At 57.2% G+C, this 18,613-nt stretch carries 20 protein-coding genes; 7 read left to right on the top strand and 13 right to left on the bottom strand.

Features of this window, described 5'->3' with window-relative positions; all coding sequences use genetic code 11:
* Positions 1–3: 3 nt before the first annotated feature.
* Positions 4–1,224, bottom strand: a complete 1,221-nt coding sequence (locus ACR0JA_RS00605; RefSeq protein WP_480568488.1) for a bifunctional alpha/beta hydrolase/OsmC family protein — start codon at positions 1,222–1,224, stop codon at positions 4–6.
* 255 nt (positions 1,225–1,479) lie between these two features.
* On the opposite strand from ACR0JA_RS00605, the gene ACR0JA_RS00610 reads away from it, so the two are divergent.
* On the top strand, positions 1,480–1,674 hold the full coding sequence (locus ACR0JA_RS00610) for a hypothetical protein (protein ID WP_480568491.1): 195 nt from the start codon (positions 1,480–1,482) through the stop codon (positions 1,672–1,674).
* On the opposite strand, the gene dddP is transcribed toward ACR0JA_RS00610, so the two are convergent.
* Positions 1,675–3,018: a dimethylsulfonioproprionate lyase DddP gene (dddP, locus tag ACR0JA_RS00615; protein ID WP_480568494.1), complete on the bottom strand. Its 1,344-nt coding sequence runs from the start codon at positions 3,016–3,018 to the stop codon at positions 1,675–1,677.
* 124 nt (positions 3,019–3,142) lie between these two features.
* Here dddP and ACR0JA_RS00620 point away from each other — a divergent pair, with 124 nt between their 5' ends.
* Positions 3,143–3,886, top strand: coding sequence for a heme-dependent oxidative N-demethylase family protein (locus tag ACR0JA_RS00620; RefSeq protein WP_480568497.1), 744 nt, complete (start codon positions 3,143–3,145; stop codon positions 3,884–3,886).
* A gap of 36 nt (positions 3,887–3,922) precedes the next feature.
* Here the strand turns inward: ACR0JA_RS00620 and ACR0JA_RS00625 are convergent, their stop codons facing one another.
* From ACR0JA_RS00625 to ACR0JA_RS00645, 5 genes are all read right to left on the bottom strand, one after another.
* Entirely contained in the window at positions 3,923–4,822 is a 900-nt protein-coding gene (locus ACR0JA_RS00625) for a hypothetical protein (RefSeq protein ID WP_480568500.1), read from the bottom strand.
* Between the two features lie 199 nt (positions 4,823–5,021).
* Positions 5,022–5,813 (bottom strand): lytic murein transglycosylase, encoded by a 792-nt coding sequence (locus ACR0JA_RS00630; RefSeq protein WP_480568503.1) that lies wholly within the window; start codon positions 5,811–5,813, stop codon positions 5,022–5,024.
* A gap of 61 nt (positions 5,814–5,874) precedes the next feature.
* Positions 5,875–6,519, bottom strand: a complete 645-nt coding sequence (locus tag ACR0JA_RS00635; protein ID WP_480568506.1) for an MSMEG_1061 family FMN-dependent PPOX-type flavoprotein — start codon at positions 6,517–6,519, stop codon at positions 5,875–5,877.
* Positions 6,520–6,645: 126 nt separating this feature from the next.
* Positions 6,646–8,052, bottom strand: a complete 1,407-nt coding sequence (gene glnA, locus ACR0JA_RS00640) for a type I glutamate--ammonia ligase (RefSeq protein WP_480568509.1) — start codon at positions 8,050–8,052, stop codon at positions 6,646–6,648.
* Positions 8,053–8,087: 35 nt separating this feature from the next.
* Positions 8,088–8,426 (bottom strand): P-II family nitrogen regulator, encoded by a 339-nt coding sequence (locus ACR0JA_RS00645; RefSeq protein ID WP_050602105.1) that lies wholly within the window; start codon positions 8,424–8,426, stop codon positions 8,088–8,090.
* A gap of 168 nt (positions 8,427–8,594) precedes the next feature.
* Between ACR0JA_RS00645 and ACR0JA_RS00650 the strand changes: the two genes are divergently transcribed.
* The 3 genes from ACR0JA_RS00650 to tig all read left to right on the top strand — a co-directional run bounded on the left by ACR0JA_RS00650 (position 8,595) and on the right by tig (position 13,143).
* Positions 8,595–10,190 (top strand): NAD(P)H-hydrate dehydratase, encoded by a 1,596-nt coding sequence (locus tag ACR0JA_RS00650; RefSeq protein WP_480568512.1) that lies wholly within the window; start codon positions 8,595–8,597, stop codon positions 10,188–10,190.
* 283 nt (positions 10,191–10,473) lie between these two features.
* Positions 10,474–11,631: a porin gene (locus tag ACR0JA_RS00655; RefSeq protein WP_480568515.1), complete on the top strand. Its 1,158-nt coding sequence runs from the start codon at positions 10,474–10,476 to the stop codon at positions 11,629–11,631.
* Between the two features lie 180 nt (positions 11,632–11,811).
* On the top strand, positions 11,812–13,143 hold the full coding sequence (tig, locus tag ACR0JA_RS00660) for a trigger factor (protein ID WP_480568518.1): 1,332 nt from the start codon (positions 11,812–11,814) through the stop codon (positions 13,141–13,143).
* A gap of 99 nt (positions 13,144–13,242) precedes the next feature.
* Here tig and ACR0JA_RS00665 read toward each other — a convergent pair whose 3' ends face one another.
* The 6 genes from ACR0JA_RS00665 to rpsF form a co-directional block, all read right to left on the bottom strand.
* Positions 13,243–14,097: an acyl-homoserine-lactone synthase gene (locus tag ACR0JA_RS00665; RefSeq protein ID WP_480568521.1), complete on the bottom strand. Its 855-nt coding sequence runs from the start codon at positions 14,095–14,097 to the stop codon at positions 13,243–13,245.
* A gap of 97 nt (positions 14,098–14,194) precedes the next feature.
* Complete coding sequence (locus ACR0JA_RS00670) at positions 14,195–14,896, bottom strand: LuxR family transcriptional regulator (RefSeq protein ID WP_480568524.1); 702 nt, start codon at positions 14,894–14,896, stop codon at positions 14,195–14,197.
* A 280-nt stretch (positions 14,897–15,176) separates the two neighbouring features.
* Complete coding sequence (locus ACR0JA_RS00675) at positions 15,177–15,662, bottom strand: transglycosylase SLT domain-containing protein (protein ID WP_480568527.1); 486 nt, start codon at positions 15,660–15,662, stop codon at positions 15,177–15,179.
* Positions 15,663–15,821: 159 nt separating this feature from the next.
* Positions 15,822–16,454 carry a 50S ribosomal protein L9 gene (rplI, locus tag ACR0JA_RS00680; protein ID WP_480568530.1) on the bottom strand — a complete coding sequence of 211 codons (633 nt, stop codon included), beginning with the start codon at positions 16,452–16,454 and terminating at the stop codon, positions 15,822–15,824.
* 12 nt (positions 16,455–16,466) lie between these two features.
* Entirely contained in the window at positions 16,467–16,694 is a 228-nt protein-coding gene (gene rpsR / locus ACR0JA_RS00685; protein WP_005982441.1) for a 30S ribosomal protein S18, read from the bottom strand.
* 28 nt (positions 16,695–16,722) lie between these two features.
* On the bottom strand, positions 16,723–17,076 hold the full coding sequence (gene rpsF, locus ACR0JA_RS00690) for a 30S ribosomal protein S6 (protein WP_480568533.1): 354 nt from the start codon (positions 17,074–17,076) through the stop codon (positions 16,723–16,725).
* A gap of 267 nt (positions 17,077–17,343) precedes the next feature.
* On the opposite strand from rpsF, the gene ACR0JA_RS00695 reads away from it, so the two are divergent.
* Together ACR0JA_RS00695 and ACR0JA_RS00700 are read left to right on the top strand one after the other, a co-directional pair.
* On the top strand, positions 17,344–17,862 hold the full coding sequence (locus ACR0JA_RS00695; protein ID WP_480568536.1) for a hypothetical protein: 519 nt from the start codon (positions 17,344–17,346) through the stop codon (positions 17,860–17,862).
* 124 nt (positions 17,863–17,986) lie between these two features.
* Positions 17,987–18,559, top strand: a complete 573-nt coding sequence (locus ACR0JA_RS00700) for a YceI family protein (RefSeq protein WP_480568539.1) — start codon at positions 17,987–17,989, stop codon at positions 18,557–18,559.
* The last annotated feature ends 54 nt before the right edge of the window (positions 18,560–18,613 follow it).

Raw genomic sequence — 18,613 nt, forward strand, 5'->3', positions numbered from 1 at the left:
GCGCTAGGTCGGCGGCAGTAGTTCGGTCGTGATATGCGCCGATCCTTCCAACGTGCGATGGACCGGGCATTTATCCGCAATCTCCAACAGCTTGGCCCGTTGCTCCTGTGACAGCGGGCCTTCCAGCCGGATTTTGCGGCGGAACTGGTCAACCTTGCCTTCATTGGCTAGACCGGCATCCTGGGCGTGTACCTTGTCATGGCAGACATCGACCGTAATGGCTGTCAGGGGCCACTTTTTGCGTCGCGCATACATACGGATGGTCATCGACGTGCAGGCCCCGAGCCCGGACGAGACAAACCCATAGGGCGACATACCCCGGTCGGTACCGCCATAGGACGCAGGTTCGTCGGCGACCGTATGATGGCGGGGGCCGGACTGGATGTCCTGAAGAAACCCGTCTGGGTCTGCTTCGGTAACGCGAACAACTCCTTCCGGCGCACCCGGAGGTGGAGCGGGTGGAGAAAGTTTGACATAGCGCGACACCCACGCAGTGATCACATCCGCCGCATATTCCGCGTCCTTGGCTCGGGTGATCAGATGGTCCGCATCGTCAAGGGTCACAAAGCTTTTGGGGTGCTTTGCTGCCAGAAAGATTGTGCTTGCATTGTCGACACTGACCGTTTCATCCCGTGGCGCATGCAGGATCAGCAACGCTGCGCGCAGGTTTGCAATAGCCGGAGTCAAAGCAGATTCCGAGATATCATCGACAAAGGCCTTGCCGATGCGGAACGGACGCCCGCCCAAACTTACCTCTGCCGCGCCGTCCTGCTGAATCTGGGGCAGGGCATCTTGGAAATGATGCGCCACGTGACCCGGGTCCGCCGGTGCGCCCAAGGTCACGACCGCTTTGACCGACGGTATGCCAGAGCGTGCCTTCAGGACCGCCGCACCGCCCAGGGAATGCCCGATCAACAGGGCAGGGGCCATGTTACGGCCAGCTAGATACTGAGCGGTTGCGACGAGGTCGTCGACATTCGATGTGAATGTCGTGTTCGCGAATTCTCCGCCCGAGTGTCCAAGACCAGTAAAGTCGAACCGCAGAACGGCAATGCCCATCGCGGCCAGCCGAGCCGAAATACGACGCGCCGCCGGAATGTCCTTTGAGCAAGTAAAGCAGTGCGCAAACAAAGCCGTGGCCAGAACAGGCCCATCCGGCAAGTCCAGTCGCGCCGCCAGCTGACTGCCGTCATGGCCGGCAAAGGTGATGCGTTCGGTGGGCATGGCAATTCCTTCAACACATGAGGTTGGACTAATACTGTGTGCATCCAACGCGCGCCTCAACCCATGTGTCATCAGCGTAACGGGAAGGTGAGTTGACGGTATCGGTTATCGCCGTGCTACGCGGCAAATCTGAGGGGGCGCCGTTGCTCAGATGCATCAAAAAATGTGAAGTTATTCCAATCAAACATTCAATTTACTTATTTCCGTGCAATCCCAATATTCCGTTTGTTCCAAGATTTTGAAAGGAGAGCCAAAATGGCACATACAGCATCCGCCCGCAGTGAAGGCGCTCTGACCCCGGTCGTTCTGATTCTGGCCGTCGCAGTCGGTTTTGCCCTGGGACAAAACTGGCAGATCGGCACATCCGCGCCACACGCGCAGATACAACCCTTGGACGAGGATTGGCACGGCAACGTGCGCAGGTCACACTGGCCGAACGGCGCTGATTGATTAGGTCTGCCCCATAAGGGCAGGATCAAACGGATATCTGGTCAGGTTCTCATAGCCGGTTTCGGTGATCAGAACCTGATCTTCCAGCTTTATCGAGAAATCCCCTCCTACCTCGCCAACCGCCGCTTCGACGCATAGAACCATGCCGGGCTCAAGCGGATAGTCATAGGCCCCGTCGACCGCCTTGTCGGGATAGGCCACCAACGGCCATTCGTCACACAGGCCGACGCCATGCATCAGGCAGCCGTATTTCTGGGCCTGAAACTTGTCGTCCAACTTGTGACAATTGGCGGTTAGCTCCGGGATCATGACACCGGGTTTCAACATTTCCATGTTGGTCATGATGTGTTCACGCGCGTGCTGCATGGCATAGACCATATCCGCGCGCGGCTTTTGATCGCCGATCCACCAGGTTCGGGAAATATCGACGCAGATGCCATAAGAACCGATCAGATCGGTATCAAAGGCGATGATCTCGTTCTTCTGTGTGATCCTGGGCCCGCATTCCTGAAACCAGGGATTGGTTCGTTGGCCTGACGCGAGCAGACGGGTCTCGATCCATTCGCCACCACGGCGGATGTTTTCGGCATGCAGAACAGCCCAGATGTCGTCCTCTGAGGTCGTTCCGTCACCGACATTGGAACGGGCAAAAGTCTCCATCTCTGCCACGGCGGTTTCGCAGGCGTGGCTGGCGCAGCGCATGGCAAGGATTTCGTCCGGCCCCTTGATTGCACGGGATTTCTCGGTAAGTTCCTCGCCTTCCATGACCTCGAACCCCTGCGCCTCGAGCGCGCGCAGACCGTGCAGCATGATCTTGTCGACCGCGAGGCGCTTGTTGCCGCCACCGTGCTGGTCGATCAACGCGCGGACTTCGTTCGAGAAGACATCCGCTGCCACATCAACCTTGTCGCCGCGGTCGAAATAGAACAGGTCCGCGCCAGAGCGTTGCTCGCGCACCAGTGGGTTGAACTTGGACAGGAACGGAGAGTTCTTGTAGTCCCAGATGACCATGTATCCGTCGGCGCAGAGAAGTACCGCCCGAAACGGGTTGTGCGTGTTCCACAGCTGCATATTGGTGCTGTCGGTTGCATAGCGGATGTTCAGAGGGTCGAACATCAGCACCCCGCCGTAGTCACGGTCAACAACCGCTTGTGTCAGCCGCTTCCAGCGAAATTCACGCATCCGTTCCAGGTTGGGCAATTCCAGGCCCGCCGCTGCCCATTCGCGAAAGGCAAGCTGGGTCGGCCCGATCTCGATCCGATCATTGTTGTTCGGTGTACCATCACCCAGCGTGGCCCCTTTGGTCGGGTCGATCTTGCGGGTGTCACGATAGGGTTTGTTCACGGCGGGCCTCATTTGCTTGCACTCCGACTGTGCGGATGAGAGAAAGACCCGTCGCAGAAAATTGCGACCGGAATTACGTCGCTTTTGGACCGACAATCCGGGAATGGGATGCTAATTCAAGATCATGCCCGAGATATTGCAGCACGCCATACCCTATGATCCGTTGTCGCCCAGCCCTTTGCCCGGGATAAAGCCCACCAGCATGCAGAACTGGCTGCATCGTGACGACGCCTTTGCCGACCAGATGCAACATCGGGGCCGATTACTGGCCGAACACAAGGCCGAGGTTCTGGCAATGGACGCTCAGGCCCTCGCACCCGCGCAGGAGCTGTTGGATCTGGTTCTGGATCACGCCTACCCCGACGCGGTTGAAACTGCCCTTCGGCCCGATGGCGTGCGGGTCGGGATCGATCGCGAAAAGCCGCTGGAGACCTTGTGCAATCTGGTCCAAGAGGACCTTTGCATCTTGCAGAAACACGGCGACGAACATGTTCTGACCGGCGCGATCCTGTGCTTTCCGGCCAGTTGGCAACTATCCGAGAAGTTCATGCGCCCGTTGATCGCAATACATGACCGGATTGACCCCTATGATGGCGATATCGCCCGGCGGGTACAGCGTTTGTTCGACGGTATCCAGCCCGGCCGCCCATTGTGGCGTTTCAATGCGCTTTGGTACCATGACGCGGAACTGTTTCAGCCTCGTAGTATCAACAATCCGCGCGAAATCCGGGGCCGCGGGACTGCAAGATACTTGCGCAGTGAGCGCCAGACGCTGGTGCGGCTGCCGGAAACCAGAGCTGTCGTGTTTTCAATCCATACTTATGTACTGGCAGAACACAGCCTGCCCAAAATGGAAAACCCCGCTTGATAGCGGGGCCTTCCTAGGAGGGTCTTTGGTCGTTCTTTACAAGCCCAGCGCGTTCGCAACTCCGGCAAAGGCGCTGGTGGAATTCAAAGCGAACAATGCCGTGGTCAGCGACAGAACCTGAGTGTTGAGGCGAAAATCTTCGCCCCGGATCAGGTTGACGGCGGCCATGGACACAGCCACCGGCATCGACACGCTGGCCAGCGCGCCGGTCATACCCCAACTTGTCAGGCGCAGAATGTCGCTTGGGCGATCGTCCTCGTCGTCGGCCTGAGCATGCGCCTGCGCGCCAAGAGGGGGCTCGGGTTCGTTCCGGAAGGCGATGCTCAGCAATTGTTCGTCGCTCAGTTGAATCGGTCGTGCCGCTTTGGGCGCTGTGTTTGCTGGCTCTGCGTCGGGCAGATCAAGACCGGCAAAGGGACCCGAGACCGCTTCGAAAATCTGTTTCCGATTGCGTGGCTTGCGCGGCGCAATTGAATCAAAGGCGCTCATGAATTGCTCGACCGTCAGCACCGTGTTGGGCGACAGCCATTCAACGCGCTGGGTCGAGCAGATATCGACCATGCGGTACAGAATGACGACCATCATCAGTTCCGAAATCTCGCTGTCGTCCAGGATCTTGGACACCGGCGAGATCGAAATGGTCAGCCGGTTGCGGGGCAGGGTCACAGGCTTGCGCGTCAGCGTCTTCAGGCCCGCAGCGCGGTCCATCCGCTCGTACCGATCAAACGAGGTTTCTTCGTCGGTCTCCAGCGACAGGCGGATCAGATATTGGCTGGTGACGACACTGGCTTCAGTCGCGCTGAGGAGGGTCTTGCGCTCTACCAGATGACCATAATCCTCAAGCGTCGCGACAACGATTTCGCAGGACCGATCCAACGCCCCGTCTGCACTGCCACTAAATTGCAGGCCACCATGATAACTCTGCTTTGCGGTCACAGCATGTTCCTTTGCCGTAATAATTCTTGATCACCATCCTACGCGGCGATCACGGGCAAAATTTGACGAAAATGCAAAAAAATGAGTTTTTTGCGCTATTGATTACGCTTTGGAAACCAAGAAACTAGGCAATTTGATAAGACTCTGTGGCGAGAATGTGGCCGAATTGGGGTTTGGCGCTGTTTCGCGCCGAACCGGGTCAGTCATCGATTCGGGCCGCCATAATGGCAATGGATTTCTGGTAAACGGTGGCCGCGTTCCATTGCTGAATAACCGCGAAATTCGGCTGACCTTGTTGATAGCCGCGACCGGGCTTCCACCCTTTCTTACGAAGAAAATTCGCGGTCGAGGCCAGCGCGTCGGTCATGTTGTAAAAGTCCACACGCCCGTCGCCGGTGGCGTCTACGCCATAGGTCAGCGCGTTGCCGGGCAGGAACTGGGTGTGGCCCAGCTCGCCATGTTTTGCCCCTTTTGTCGCCACCGTGATGCTACCGTTGTCGACCATTTTCAGGGCACCTATGGCATGTGGAACAAAGAACTCGGATCGGCGACAATCGTAGGCCAATGTTGTGATTGCGGAAACAACCTGGCTGTCGCCCATGAAGTTGCCAAAGCCGGTTTCCATGCCGTGAATGGCGATCAGAACACCGGCGGGCACGCCATATTGCCGCTCGAGCGCGGCATAGAATTGGGGGTTGCGCGCCTTGCGTTTGCGACCCTGCGCGATGATCGTGTTTGCGCCGCGGACCTGCATGAACTTGTCCAGCGAGTATTTGAAGCTTTTTTGGTTGCGGTCGGCGGCGATTGTGCGCGTCGCGTATTGCGATTGCGCCAACGCCTGCAGTCCCTTTTTCTTTACGCCCGCGCGTTTGGCTTTGCGCGCAAAATCCGCCTTCCAGGCCTCGAACCCGCTGCTGGTGTTACCACAGGGGGCCGCGTGAACCTGCAATGGTACGGAAAGGGCAAGAATAAAGAGGGCGAAGCGTAACATTGAAGAAAATCCGGCGGTGAAAATCAGGGTCAGCCTATGCGGCGCGCGAGAAATCCGCAAATTAATAGAGGTCAAGTTCCCCGGTCTCTTTCAGGGTCTCGAACCATTCGTCGGGCGTTTTGTCGATTTTGGCATGTTTGACCATCATCGCGTTCATATTCGGCAGATGGGACGAATCCGGCCATTGTTCAGGCTGCCAGAGGTTTGCGCGGATGACGCATTTGGGGCAATGCGCAAAGACAGTCTGTACATGTACCAGAAGCGCCAGTTTGGGAGCATGCCCTCCGACCGCCATCCCGCCCAGCAAATTGGGATCGGCGCAGATGCGCGCAGTGCCGCGAAGGCGCAGCGTTTCCATTTTGCCGGGAACGAAGAAGATCAGGCTGACGCGGGGGTCTTGCAGAACATTGTGGAACGTATCGACACGCTTGTTGCCGGGGCGATCGGGTATGGCGATCATCGTGTCAGAGACAACCTTAACAAATCCCGCCGGGTCGCCGCGTGGTGAGATATCCAGATGCCCGTCCGGGTTTGCGGACGCAATCAGGCAGAACGGCGATGCGGCAATAAAATCGCGGCACATCTCGTCTAGTTCGGGCAGTTCCTTGGCGATGATCTGAGGCAGAGGCGCGCCGGTGACTTGCTCCAACTGCCCGGTCGAGGTGACAATGTCCGAGAATTGCGCGAATGGATCGTCGGATGGCATGGCTCTCTCCTCTCCGGAATGGGCCGAGTTTGGAAGATCACCTGCGATCCGTCAAATCCGGTGCGCGCAACTAAAAAAGGGGCACCTGTCAGGCGCCCCTTCGTAAACTTTGCTGAAAGTTTCCGGTCAGCAGCTGTAGTACATGCCGTATTCGACCGGGTGCGGAGTGTGCTCGTAGGTTTCGACCTCTTCCATCTTCAGTGCGATGTAGCCGTCGATCTGGTCCTTGGTGAACACGTCGCCCTGCAACAGGAAGTCGTGATCAGCGGCCAGAGCCTCCAGAGCCTCACGCAGGCTGCCGCAAACGGTCGGGATGTCGGCCAGTTCTTCGGCGGGCAGATCGTACAGGTTCTTGTCCATGGCTTCGCCAGGATTGATCTTGTTCTTGATGCCATCCAGGCCGGCCATCAGCAGCGCAGCAAACGCCAGATAGGGGTTTGCAGCCGGATCGGGGAAGCGAGCCTCGACACGCTTGGCTTTCGGGCTTTCGGTCCACGGAATACGCACGCAGCCCGAACGGTTACGGGCCGAATAGGCGCGCAGGACGGGGGCTTCGAAACCGGGGATCAGACGCTTGTAGCTGTTGGTCGCCGGGTTGGTGAAGGCGTTGAGGGTTTTGGCGTGCTTCAGGATGCCGCCGATGAAATACAGCGCTTCGTCGGACAGATCGGCATACTTGTCGCCAGCGAACAGAGGCTTGCCGTCCTTCCAGATCGACATGTTCACGTGCATGCCAGTGCCGTTGTCACCTGCGATCGGCTTCGGCATGAAAGTGGCCGACTTGCCGTAGGCGTGTGCAACATTGTGGATGACGTACTTGTACTTCTGCAGCTCGTCCGCCTGCTTGGTCAGGCTGTCGAAGATCAGACCCAACTCGTGCTGGCACGAGGCAACTTCGTGGTGGTGCTTGTCGACCTTCATGCCCAGACGCTTCATGGTCGACAGCATTTCCGAACGCAGATCCTGCGCTTCGTCGATCGGGTTGACCGGGAAGTAACCCCCCTTGACCCCAGGACGGTGGCCCATGTTGCCCATCTCGTATTCGGTGTCGGTGTTCCACGACGCGTCGGTAGCATCAACTTCGTAGGATACCTTGTTGATGCTGTTAGAGAAACGGACATCGTCAAACAGGAAGAATTCGGCTTCGGGGCCGAAGAAAGCTGCGTCACCGATACCCGAAGATTTCAGGTAAGCCTCGGCTTTTTGCGCGGTGCCGCGTGGGTCGCGCTCATAGGCTTCACCCGTGTCAGGCTCGACAACCGAGCAATGCACGCAGATGGTCTTTTCGGCGTAGAAGGGATCGACATACGCGCTGTCGGTGTCGACCATCAGCTTCATGTCGGATGCTTCGATCGACTTCCAGCCTGCGATGGACGAACCGTCGAACATGAAGCCTTCTTCCAGAAAGTCCTCATCAACCTGATCGGCCATCAGGGTCACGTGCTGAAGTTTGCCGCGCGGGTCGGTGAAACGAACGTCGACGTATTCGGCGCCTTCGTCTTTGATCAGCTGAAGAACTGCGTCCTTGCTCATTCTCTTGATTCCTCTGAATTTGAAGATTTGGTCTGTTAGAGTGCGTCCGAGCCGGTCTCACCGGTGCGGATGCGAATGGCTTGCTCGACGGGCGAGACAAAGATTTTGCCATCACCGATCTTGTCGGTCTTGGCGGCAGACACGATCGCCTCGATGGCGGCATCTACCTGATCGTCGTCCAGAACGACCTCGACCTTCACCTTGGGCAGAAAGTCGACCACGTATTCGGCACCGCGATAAAGTTCGGTGTGACCTTTCTGACGGCCAAATCCCTTGACCTCGATCACGCTGAGGCCCTGGACACCAACGTCCTGCAACGCCTCTTTCACTTCATCCAGTTTGAACGGCTTGATGATCGCTTCGATCTTCTTCATCCCGGGCTCCCTATATCTCTTGTCAGAACGGGAGTGATCACGTCTAAGATCGGGCGGCAATGTGATTGCGGAAATGGCCGGGTCAATGTGCAGAGAAAACAGGCAGTCGGTTATTTTTTGATCGAGTTGCATAAAAAATAATCAGTTTTGAATCGCGGGGAAGGTCGAGTGACCAATTTACTGACAGCCGCACAAATGCGGGCGATTGAACAGACAGCGATTGAGTCCGGCGCGGTGACCGGGCTGGAACTGATGGAGCGTGCCGGGCAGGGCGTCGTCGAGGCAATCTTAGAAGAGTGGCCGGAGTTGGACAGGCGAGGGGGCAGCCCCTCGGGCACCCTGAAGCCAGATGAACGGGATCCTTTGCGCGCGGCGGTGCTGTGCGGACCGGGAAACAACGGGGGCGACGGTTTTGTGGTGGCGCGGCTGTTGCGCGATTTGGGCTGGGAGTTGGAGGTGTTTCTGTACGGCGACCCGGCGAAACTGCCGCCTGATGCGCGGACGAATTACGAGCGGTGGGCCAGTGTCCAAAACGTTCAGATTTGCGCGGTCGACCCACCGCAGTTCAAAGACGATTATTTTCGGCTTCCGGACAAGTTAGATCTGATTGTCGACGCCTTGTTCGGAACAGGGCTGACGCGGCCTTTTGGCGGCGTGTTTTCGTTGCTGGCGATGGAAGGAGCCAAGTCCTTGTTTCAAGAACGCGGTGCGCGGATTGTCGCCATCGACACCCCCAGCGGCCTATGTGCCGACAGCGGGCGTGTGCTTGGACAGGCGATTGCCGCTGACCTGACCGTGACGTTTCATGACATGAAGGTTGGGCACGCCTTGGGCGATGGCCCGGCCAAGTGCGGTGTGGTGCGAACCAAGTCAATCGGTCTCGAGCGTGGGAAAGACGCACATGTTACAAGGCTGGTCTCCTGCGACGGGTCTCGGCTGTCAAAGCGCGCATCCGATCACAAATATGCCCACGGTCACGCCCTGATCATTACAGGCGGTCCGGGTAAGACCGGTGCGGCACGGCTTGCAGCGCGAGGCGCCTTACGGATTGGAGCGGGGTTGGTGACGTTGGGGGTGCCTCCGGCAGCGCAGATGGAAGCGGCAAGCCAGATAGCGGCCCTTATGCTGCAGCGGGTTGAGGGCGGTGATGCACTGACTGAGGTGTTGCAGGACAGCCGCCTCAACGCCCTGTGTCTTGGGCCCGGTCTTGGGCAGAAGCGGGCGCGAGAACTGGTCCCTTCTGCGCTGGCGGCGAAACGGCCGACGGTTCTGGATGCGGATGCCTTGTCGGCCTTTGCGGGCGATCCCGACGTTTTGTTTGGGATGCTGCATGAAGCGTGCGTTCTGACGCCGCATGGGGGTGAGTTTGCGAGGCTGTTCCCGGATATCGCCGAGAGGCTCGCGGCCACACCAACAACGGGGCCAGCCTATTCCAAGGTTAACGCGACGCAAGAGGCTGCCGAACGCGCGGGCTGCGTGGTGCTGTTCAAGGGTCCGGATACGGTCATTGCCGCGCCGGACGGGCGATGCATGGTCAATGGGGCGTGCTTTGAACGCGCAGCGCCCTGGCTCGCTACGGCGGGTTCCGGAGACGTTTTGGCCGGGTTCATAACCGGTTTGTTAGCGCGAGGATTCGAGCCCATGCAGGCAGCGGAAGCAGCTGCTTGGCTGCATGTGGAATGCGCCCTGAGTTTTGGTCCCGGTCTGATTGCGGAAGACCTACCAGAGCAATTGCCCGCAGTATTCAAAAAGCTTGATATTTAACCGGATTTGGCAAAAACTGGCGAGTGAAGGGAGGCATTATCAGCGACTCTCTGATCGGCCACGCCGGGGCGTGACGTAGCTTCATGTCGGGCAGGATTGGATTTTTGGGCGCAAAGGGTATTCGCGTCGAGTTTTGGGTTAAATATTTGAAGAACCGTGGAAATATAGGCGCAGCGATGCCCTTGGAGATGCACGTCGGTCTGTTGCGCGTGTGATGAGCCGGTCGCTAAAGCTGAAGCAACATTTGAACTTACGAGAACTTGAAACATTCAAGGTGACTGACATGGCAGTGAATTACAAATGGACTTCTATTGTGGCGATTCTGACCGCTACGACGGCAATTCCCGCGGCGGCCGATGAGAGTAGGCTGAAATACGAAAACGGCAGCGGCGGCTACGTCAAGCTGTACGGGCAGTTCAATCCGGCCATTGTTTCTGTTGACGATGGCGAAGAGACCGAGACCCGTTTGCTGGACAATGATCTGTCAAACAGCCGCGTGGGATTGGACGTCGTGCAGCCTTACGGCAGCAGCACGTTCATGTTCAAGTTTGAAACCGGCTTGGGTCTGCCCAGCACCGGGACGGCAAATCAGGATGGCACCAATACCAACGGCTGGACACGCGAAGATATTCGTCACGTCGACTTCTCGCTTGCTGGTAGCTACGGCAAGTTTTCTGCCGGTCAGGGAAGCATGGCATCGGACGGTGCGGCCGAGGTTGATCTGTCCTATGTCGGAACAGCGCTTTATTCCTTTACCAACGATGAAAACGGCGCGTTCTTCTACCGCGATCCCGACGGCGATCTGAGCGACATCACAGTCGGGGATTCTGCAAGCAACTTTGACGGCGCGCGCCGTGGTCGCATTCGCTATGATACGCCGAAATTCGGGGGCAGTTCGGACAACACCGGTTTCTCGGCAGCGATCGCCTACGGGGAGAATATTCTCTCCAGCGGTGACGACGATGACTATTATGACATCGCCTTCCGCTACAACGAAAATTTCGCGAACGGTGTGGAGTTTGCCGCCGCGATTGCATATGCCGTGCGTGATTTCGATGGTGGCCCGGGTGAGCGAAAAGACACCATCGGCTCTGCCTCGGTGAAGTTGGATAATGGCATCAGTTTTACTGCCGCAGCGGGCTCGCGGGACGATACCCGGGATGGAGCCAGCGATCCGGACTATTGGTACGCGAAACTCGCCTACGAAACTGACGATTGGATTCCGTCGTGGGGCACAACCGGAATTGGTATCGACTATTTTGACGGTTCGGATTTCCAGAACAGCGGATCGAGCACCAAGTCATGGGGCATTGCCGTTGTTCAGAAGATCAAAAGTATCAATACCGATGCTTATCTGAAGTACCGCAACCACGATTTCGATGATACGGTCGAGTTTGACAAGAACGAGGCCTGGGTTCTGGGCGCGCGCTGGAGGTTCTGATCGAACCTGACGGACTATGAAAAAACGCCCTGCACCGGGGCGTTTTTTTGCGTGATTTATGGGCAAATCGGGGCCGATCTGGCCTTTGCCCCTTGCACGCAGGCGGCAGGGCAAATAGAAGGCGTCAAATTTGCCCGGCGCGCCGTTTTGCGCGCCCCGAATCCTATGGGGACTACCAGAATGCAGGTAACCGAGACGCTGAACGAAGGTCTGAAACGCGGCTACAACATCACCGTCACCGCCGCCGAGCTGGACGACAAAGTCAACGAAAAGCTGGCCGAAGCGCAGCCCGAAGTCGAGATGAAGGGTTTCCGCAAAGGCAAGGTGCCGATGGCGCTGTTGAAAAAGCAGTTCGGCCAACGCCTGCTGGGCGAGGCGATGCAGGAAACCATCGACGGTGCGATGAACAAGCACTTTGAAGACAGCGGTGAACGCCCTGCGCTCCAGCCCGAGGTCAAGATGACCAACGAGGACTGGAAAGAAGGCGACGATGTCGAGGTGGCCATGTCCTATGAGGCGCTGCCTGAAATTCCCGAGGTCGATCTGAAATCGGTCGAGTTGGAGAAACTGGTGGTCAAGGCTGATGACGCGGCTGTCGAAGAGGCGCTGAACAACCTGGCCGAAACCGCGCAGGATTTCAAAGCCCGCCGCAAGGGTTCCAAAGCCAAGGACGGTGACCAGATCGTATTCGACTTTGTCGGCAAAGTTGACGGCGAAGAGTTCGAAGGCGGTTCGGCCGAAGATTACCCGCTGGTTCTGGGCTCAAACAGCTTCATCCCCGGCTTTGAAGAGCAGCTGGTCGGCGTAAAGGCCGAGGAAGAAAAAGACGTCAATGTCACTTTCCCTGAGGAATACGGTGCCGAGCATCTGGCCGGTAAAGACGCCGTGTTCACCTGCACCATCAAAGAGGTCAAAGAGCCGGTTGCCGCCGAGGTTAACGACGAGCTGGCCACCAAATTCGGTGCAGAAGACCTGGCGGCTCTGAAAACCCAGATCGCTGAACGTCTGGAAGCCGAATACGCTGGCGCTTCGCGCGCTGTCATGAAGCGTGGGCTGCTGGACGCTCTGGATACCAAAGTGTCGTTTGATCTGCCGCCGTCGCTGGTCGAGGCGGAAGCCAAGCAGATCGCGCATCAGTTGTGGCACGAGGAAAACCCGGACGTGGAAGGCCACGATCACGAGCCGGTTGAGCCCAACGACGAGCATAACAAACTGGCCGAACGCCGTGTGCGTCTGGGCCTGCTGCTGGCCGAGCTGGGTCAGAAGGCCGAAGTTGAAGTAACCGACTCGGAAATGACGCAGGCTATCATGAACCAGGCACGTCAGTACCCGGGTCAGGAACGTCAGTTCTTTGAGTTCGTGCAGCAGAACGCTCAGATGCAACAGCAGCTGCGCGCGCCGCTGTTCGAGGACAAGGTTGTCGATTACGTCTTTGAACTGGCCCAGGTGTCGGACAAGGAAGTCAGCAAGGACGACCTGCAGAAAGCCGTTGAGGCACTGGAAGAGGAGTAATCCTCTTCCGCCCACTATCCCACATGGGCACAAACAAAACGGAGCCGCCTGAAATAAGGCGGCTCCGCGTGGGTGGCTTCAACTTATGAGGTGAGGGGGTCAAGCCTCATGAGCAAAAGCACGGGGGGTTCCTAACAGAGCGGTCTTTTGCTCTGGCGTGAACTTGTCGGTCAATGTCTCGATCAGGTCGAGAACTGCCTGACGCTCGCTTTCCGTTTTGGCGGCGTGCATCTGTTCGACAAAGTATTTTTCTAGATCGGTCAGCGGTTTGTGATCGCGATTTGCGGGACTGACTTCGGCAGCCTTTTTCGCCGCGAACATTTCCAGCGCCTTTTCTTCTTCGATAAAGACATCGCCTTCGATGCCAGCAAACTCGCGGACGCCGGAAATCCGTTCTTCGGTACAATCCAGCAGGGCCGCCAGTGCCGAAACCTTGCCCATTGGGACGGTTTCGCCGACATAGTCATATGGCGCGCAGTTCGAGCGTTTCAGAACGCGATCCATGATGGGATCGATAACTGTGATGATGTCCTGGATACCCGCGCTGCGGGCATATTCCAGCGATCCGACCATCAGTTCGCATGTGGCGTACGATACCGAGTTTCTGTCCTTGCCGCGCGATAGGCGTTGCGTGTCGACGCAGAAGCGGGTGGATTCCCACATGGTCGCGCTGCGCAGTGGCGCCTCGCCACATAGAATTGCAGAAAACACATCCGAAAGCATATGCGGACCTGTGGTCTGGAGCGCACGTACGGCTGCGACGACATTCCCCCCGTCGTCGAGTCCGATTACATATGCGGGATCCAGATGATCGAATTCATCGATTTCTTTGCCGTCTTCGATTTTGACATCCCAACCGAGTCGCCCGCCAAAAACGCGCGCCCGCAGTTCAAACATCTCGTCAAGTACCTCGCTGAACAGATGTCTGTTCAGGCCATCAACTACTAAGATCATATCATCCCCCTTAGAGTGGTGTGTCCGTAACTTCATCGTTACCGTGTTTTCACACCGAATCTATTGGGGGTTTCCCGTAGTTTGGCTTTTTTTTGTTTTAACCTGGGTAAATTAGCCCAATTCCGATGGCTCGACCTACAGCCTGCGGAGTGGTGAGGGCATTAAGCTTTTCCCGAGCAGAACGCAAGTGCACTTCTACCGTGCGGTGCGAAATCGACAAAATATCGCCGATATCCTGCTGAGATTTGCCTGCAGCCGCCCATTGCAGGATCTCCTGCTCGCGGCTGGACAGGGTGGGATGGTACAACATCCGGCTTATCGAATCGGATGTCATGACATGGTCGTGGATGTGCACAGCCAGCGATTGCAGGTCGGTTATGACATTGCCAACCAGCTTTTTCCATTCTTCCCGGCTGCATTCGCGAGTCGCGCTGAGCAGCCCGATATCGCCATAGGGTCCGCGGACCGGGATCGTGATCCCCTGATCAGGAATGCCGAAATCATGCGCATCCCGGAAAACACGCTGAAAATCCTTGCCGCGTTCCAGGCGGCTCCAGTCCACTGGGGCGATGCTGCGCTGGCTCATGTGGAGTGTGGGGTCAATCAGGTGAAGGCCTTGTTCCTGATAGTGAACTTTCCAGTCGTCGCTATAGGTTACATGGCCATGGATTGCTCCGGCCGCAGGGTTCATTCCGGCATAGGCCGCATGATCCATCTCGTATTTCTCGCACACCTGTTTAAGGAACTCATCGTAATGAGTATCCTTTTGGGGCAGGGTGCTGAGATCAACAATTTCCATTCGTCAACGACCAGTTAACTCCGCTGGGGCGGAGGCATCCCTAAAGCGTCAGAGGAGAAGAGTGGGTCTTCCCTGACGTCAAACAACACATCACACTTTCCATTGTATGACAAGAACACGGGGGAGATGTCTGCCTTTTTGGTTGAGTTGTGCCTTGGATGCCATTTTTTGCGGACATAATGTCGTTTTTGTGTGTTTTTTGCATCTAATTTCGGGTTTTCCGGGGTTTTTGGCCCCTCGAACCGGTCAGAAAGCAGGCTTTTCAGTGTGAATTTCCGAATTACGGCGCGGGGACCAGGCCCGTCTCCACCAACATACCGCGTTTTTTGGCCTCGGGGTAATACCCCTTGGCATAGAGGAATATCGCGCGGCTTTGATCGCCGTCCGATAGCAGCCACGCCCCTCGCAGGTATTTTCCTGCGAATTCCAGGTTGGTGTCGGCATCCAGCAGCCCCTTGGCGTTGCCCTTGTATCCCATCGATCGCGCTGTTGCCGGCAGGATCTGAAGCAAACCGTAATAGGGTCGGTTGACCGCCCAGGGTCGGTGGGTGCTTTCGCGGATGGCAAGCTTATGCACCAGTTCACGAGGCAGTTCGTAATGATCAGCCCATTTGTTGATCGACGCGCGCAGTTCCGGGGTTTCGTTCGGATAGAGCGGCGGCTCGAACGTGTTGGCATTCTGCGTCGGCGTATCAGGGCCTGCACAGGCCATGAGAGGCGAGGCGAGGATCAGGGCCAGAACGCTGCGGCGTAGATGGGTTTTCATGAGGCGTGCTCCGACTGTCTGATGCGGATGATATGGATGATCAAACCGACTGCAAGTCTACCCGGTTGTTGTGGCCAAAGTTTGCTGCCTGACCCAGCGGCACAAAAAAAAGGGGCCGCGCAGGTTGCACGGCCCCGGTTGTGTTCGCTTTGAGCCAGATCAGGCTTTGGCTTCGTCTTCCTCGGCCGGTGCTTCGGTCGGGGCTTCGTCTGCCACCAGATCTTCATCTTCAGAAGCAGCGGATCCGATATCGTCGAACAACTCGGCGATTTCGAATTCAGCAGCGGCCTCTTCCTCGGCAGCCAGTTCCTGGATCGACTTGCCGGACGCTTGCAGTTCGGCTTCTTCTTCCGAACGGGCAACGTTCATCTGGATCTCGACCTCGACCTCGGGGTGCAGTTTGACCGCCAGCGAGTGCAGACCCAGTTCCTTGATCGGTGCGATCAGGGCGATCTGTTTCTTGTCGACGGTAAAGCCTGCTTCGGTCGCAGCGTCTGCGGCGTCACGCGGGGTGACCGAGCCGTACAGAGCACCGGCATCCGATGCCGAGCGAATCACGATGAACTGCTGACCGTCCAGCTTTTCAGCCAGGGCTTCAGCTTCTTTCTTGGTTTCCAGGTTGCGGGCCTCAAGCTGCGCTTTCTGGGCTTCGAACGAGGCGATGTTCGACTCGGACGCGCTCAGCGCTTTGCCTTGGGGCAGCAGGAAGTTGCGGGCGTAGCCGGGCTTGACGTCAACGACGTCGCCCATTTGACCCAGTTTCGCAACGCGTTCCAGAAGGATAACTTGCATGTCAGTCTCTCCTTACTTCACGGCGTAGGGCAGCAGGGCGAGGAAGCGGGCGCGTTTGATTGCACGGGCCAGTTCACGCTGCTTCTTTGCCGAAACGGCAGTGATGCGCGAAGGAACGATCTTGCCACGCTCAGAGATGTAGCGTTGCAGCAGACGGGTGTCTTTGTAGTCGATCTTCGGCGCGTTATCGCCCGAGAACGGGCAGACCTTGCGGCGGCGGAAAAATGGTTTTGCGGCCATGGTTTGGTGTCCTTTCGTCAGGCTGAGATCAGCGGCGCTCGCGGCGGCCTTCGCGCTCATCGCGCTTCTGCATCTGGACCGAGGGGCCCTCGGCATGCTCGTCGACCTTAATGGTCAGAACGCGCATGACGTCTTCATGCAGGCGCATCAGGCGTTCCATTTCCTGAACCGCGCCGGCGGGGGCGTTGGTTTTCAGGAAGGCATAGTGGCCTTTGCGGTTTTTGTTGATCTTGTAGGCCATCGTCTTGACGCCCCAGTACTCGCTGTCGACGACGTTGCCGCCGTTGTCAGCCAGAACGGTGCCGAAATGTTCGACGAGGCTTTCTGCCTGCGCGTTGGACAGGTCCTGACGCGCGATCATTACATGCTCATACAGTGGCATGTGCACTCCTGTTTCTATCAAGGCGCATTTCATAGGCCGGGGTCATTAACCCTTCGCGACCCTGCCACGAGAGGCTGCGCGATTCATACGATTAGCGAAGGATGGCCCCATATACACGTTTGAGCGGGCGGGGCAAGCCCTGCCACACATGCCTTTGTGAAGTCGCCCAATTTCCACCGACCTGCCCAATTCCTGACGCTTTTCGCCCCGAGGTTGTTCATGAAGCCGGGAGCACCCGGGATATCTAAAAACAGACAGGGCGAGACAATGGCCGTGATGAATACGAACACTTTTGAACAGTCGGCAACCAAAGCCGCCTATGACAAATCCGTACCCGTTCTGATCACCTTCGCGCCGAACTGGAAGGCGCGGCTGGTGCTTGTAAGAATGCTGGGTGCCTTTCTGGTCGTTTCGGCCTTTTCGATGTGGCTGATGCCCGGGTCAGTGATGGGGGCAGAGGTTTGGCCGATCAAACTGGCAGCCTCGCTGATGTTCCTGATCGGCGGCGTGAGCCTGCTGACGATCGAAGTCATGGACAGCCGTCCCGACGCCTATTTCGATCCGATCCGTCGTGAAGTCCGGATCCTGCAAAAGAACGCCAATGGCCGTCCTCAAACCGTTCTGCGCCGCAGCTATGACTCGCTGGGTGGTGCCCGGTTCGAAGACAAACAAGTCGAACTATTCGATGTGGATGGCAGCCTGCTGATGAAGCTGCCGTTGGAATCGGCGGATGTCAGCCGAGCGCTGAAAGGACAACTCAGCCAAAACGTAACGATTTTCGGCTGAATTTCCGTCTGTTCAAAAAGGAACAAAGTTTGTGAATCGAAAATACTTGTGTGCCGCCCTTGGGCGGCACATTTTTGTTTGCGAGCATCCCCATCGGGCTGCATCCAAAACTGCGGAGTATATTATGAAATCCACCCTTCTTGCTGCTGCACTGGCCGTTTCGGCGACCTCGGTATTTGCCAGCGCCGAGAAATACGTTCTGGACCCCAGCCACAGCCAGGTCATTTTCAACTATAACCACCTTGGTTTCTCTACCACTTACGGCATGTTCTCGGGCTTTGAAGGCGAGATCATGTTTGATCAGGAAGATCCAGCTGCCTCGAGCGTCAGCGTGTCGATGCCTGTCGTTGAAATGTTCACCGGCTGGAAACCCCGCGAAGATCACTTCATGACAGAAGATTTCTTTGGTGTGGCCGAGGGCGACCTGATCACCTTTACGTCGACCGCTATCGAAGTGACCGGCGAAAATACCGCGAACATTACCGGCGACCTGACCATGAACGGCGTGACCAAATCGGTTGTTCTGGATGCCAAGCTGAACCAGGTTGGTGACCACCCGATGGCAAACAAGCCCTGGGCCGGTTTCGACGCTACCACCACTTTGGTGCGCAGCGAGTTTGATCTGGGACAGTTCGCGCCTTTCGTCAGCGATGAAGTTGAAATCAAAATTTCGATCGAGGCGCAGAAGGCAGACTAAATCCTCGCCCTCTTTCAAATACGAAACCGCCGGAGGTAAATCTCCGGCGGTTTT

The organism is Ruegeria sp. AM4 (assembly GCF_056540665.1).

Coding starts and splice junctions, on each gene's coding strand:
- ACR0JA_RS00630 (WP_480568503.1), bottom strand. CDS start 5,813: ATGTTACGCTTCGCCCTCTTTATTCTTGCCCTTTCCGTACCATTGCAG.
- ACR0JA_RS00610 (WP_480568491.1), top strand. CDS start 1,480: ATGGCACATACAGCATCCGCCCGCAGTGAAGGCGCTCTGACCCCGGTC.
- rpsR (WP_005982441.1), bottom strand. CDS start 16,694: ATGGCCGCAAAACCATTTTTCCGCCGCCGCAAGGTCTGCCCGTTCTCG.
- ACR0JA_RS00695 (WP_480568536.1), top strand. CDS start 17,344: ATGGCCGTGATGAATACGAACACTTTTGAACAGTCGGCAACCAAAGCC.
- ACR0JA_RS00700 (WP_480568539.1), top strand. CDS start 17,987: ATGAAATCCACCCTTCTTGCTGCTGCACTGGCCGTTTCGGCGACCTCG.
- ACR0JA_RS00665 (WP_480568521.1), bottom strand. CDS start 14,097: ATGATCTTAGTAGTTGATGGCCTGAACAGACATCTGTTCAGCGAGGTA.
- ACR0JA_RS00675 (WP_480568527.1), bottom strand. CDS start 15,662: ATGAAAACCCATCTACGCCGCAGCGTTCTGGCCCTGATCCTCGCCTCG.
- ACR0JA_RS00635 (WP_480568506.1), bottom strand. CDS start 6,519: ATGCCATCCGACGATCCATTCGCGCAATTCTCGGACATTGTCACCTCG.
- ACR0JA_RS00655 (WP_480568515.1), top strand. CDS start 10,474: ATGGCAGTGAATTACAAATGGACTTCTATTGTGGCGATTCTGACCGCT.
- ACR0JA_RS00620 (WP_480568497.1), top strand. CDS start 3,143: ATGCCCGAGATATTGCAGCACGCCATACCCTATGATCCGTTGTCGCCC.
- ACR0JA_RS00670 (WP_480568524.1), bottom strand. CDS start 14,896: ATGGAAATTGTTGATCTCAGCACCCTGCCCCAAAAGGATACTCATTAC.
- rpsF (WP_480568533.1), bottom strand. CDS start 17,076: ATGCCACTGTATGAGCATGTAATGATCGCGCGTCAGGACCTGTCCAAC.
- rplI (WP_480568530.1), bottom strand. CDS start 16,454: ATGCAAGTTATCCTTCTGGAACGCGTTGCGAAACTGGGTCAAATGGGC.
- ACR0JA_RS00605 (WP_480568488.1), bottom strand. CDS start 1,224: ATGCCCACCGAACGCATCACCTTTGCCGGCCATGACGGCAGTCAGCTG.
- glnA (WP_480568509.1), bottom strand. CDS start 8,052: ATGAGCAAGGACGCAGTTCTTCAGCTGATCAAAGACGAAGGCGCCGAA.
- ACR0JA_RS00645 (WP_050602105.1), bottom strand. CDS start 8,426: ATGAAGAAGATCGAAGCGATCATCAAGCCGTTCAAACTGGATGAAGTG.
- tig (WP_480568518.1), top strand. CDS start 11,812: ATGCAGGTAACCGAGACGCTGAACGAAGGTCTGAAACGCGGCTACAAC.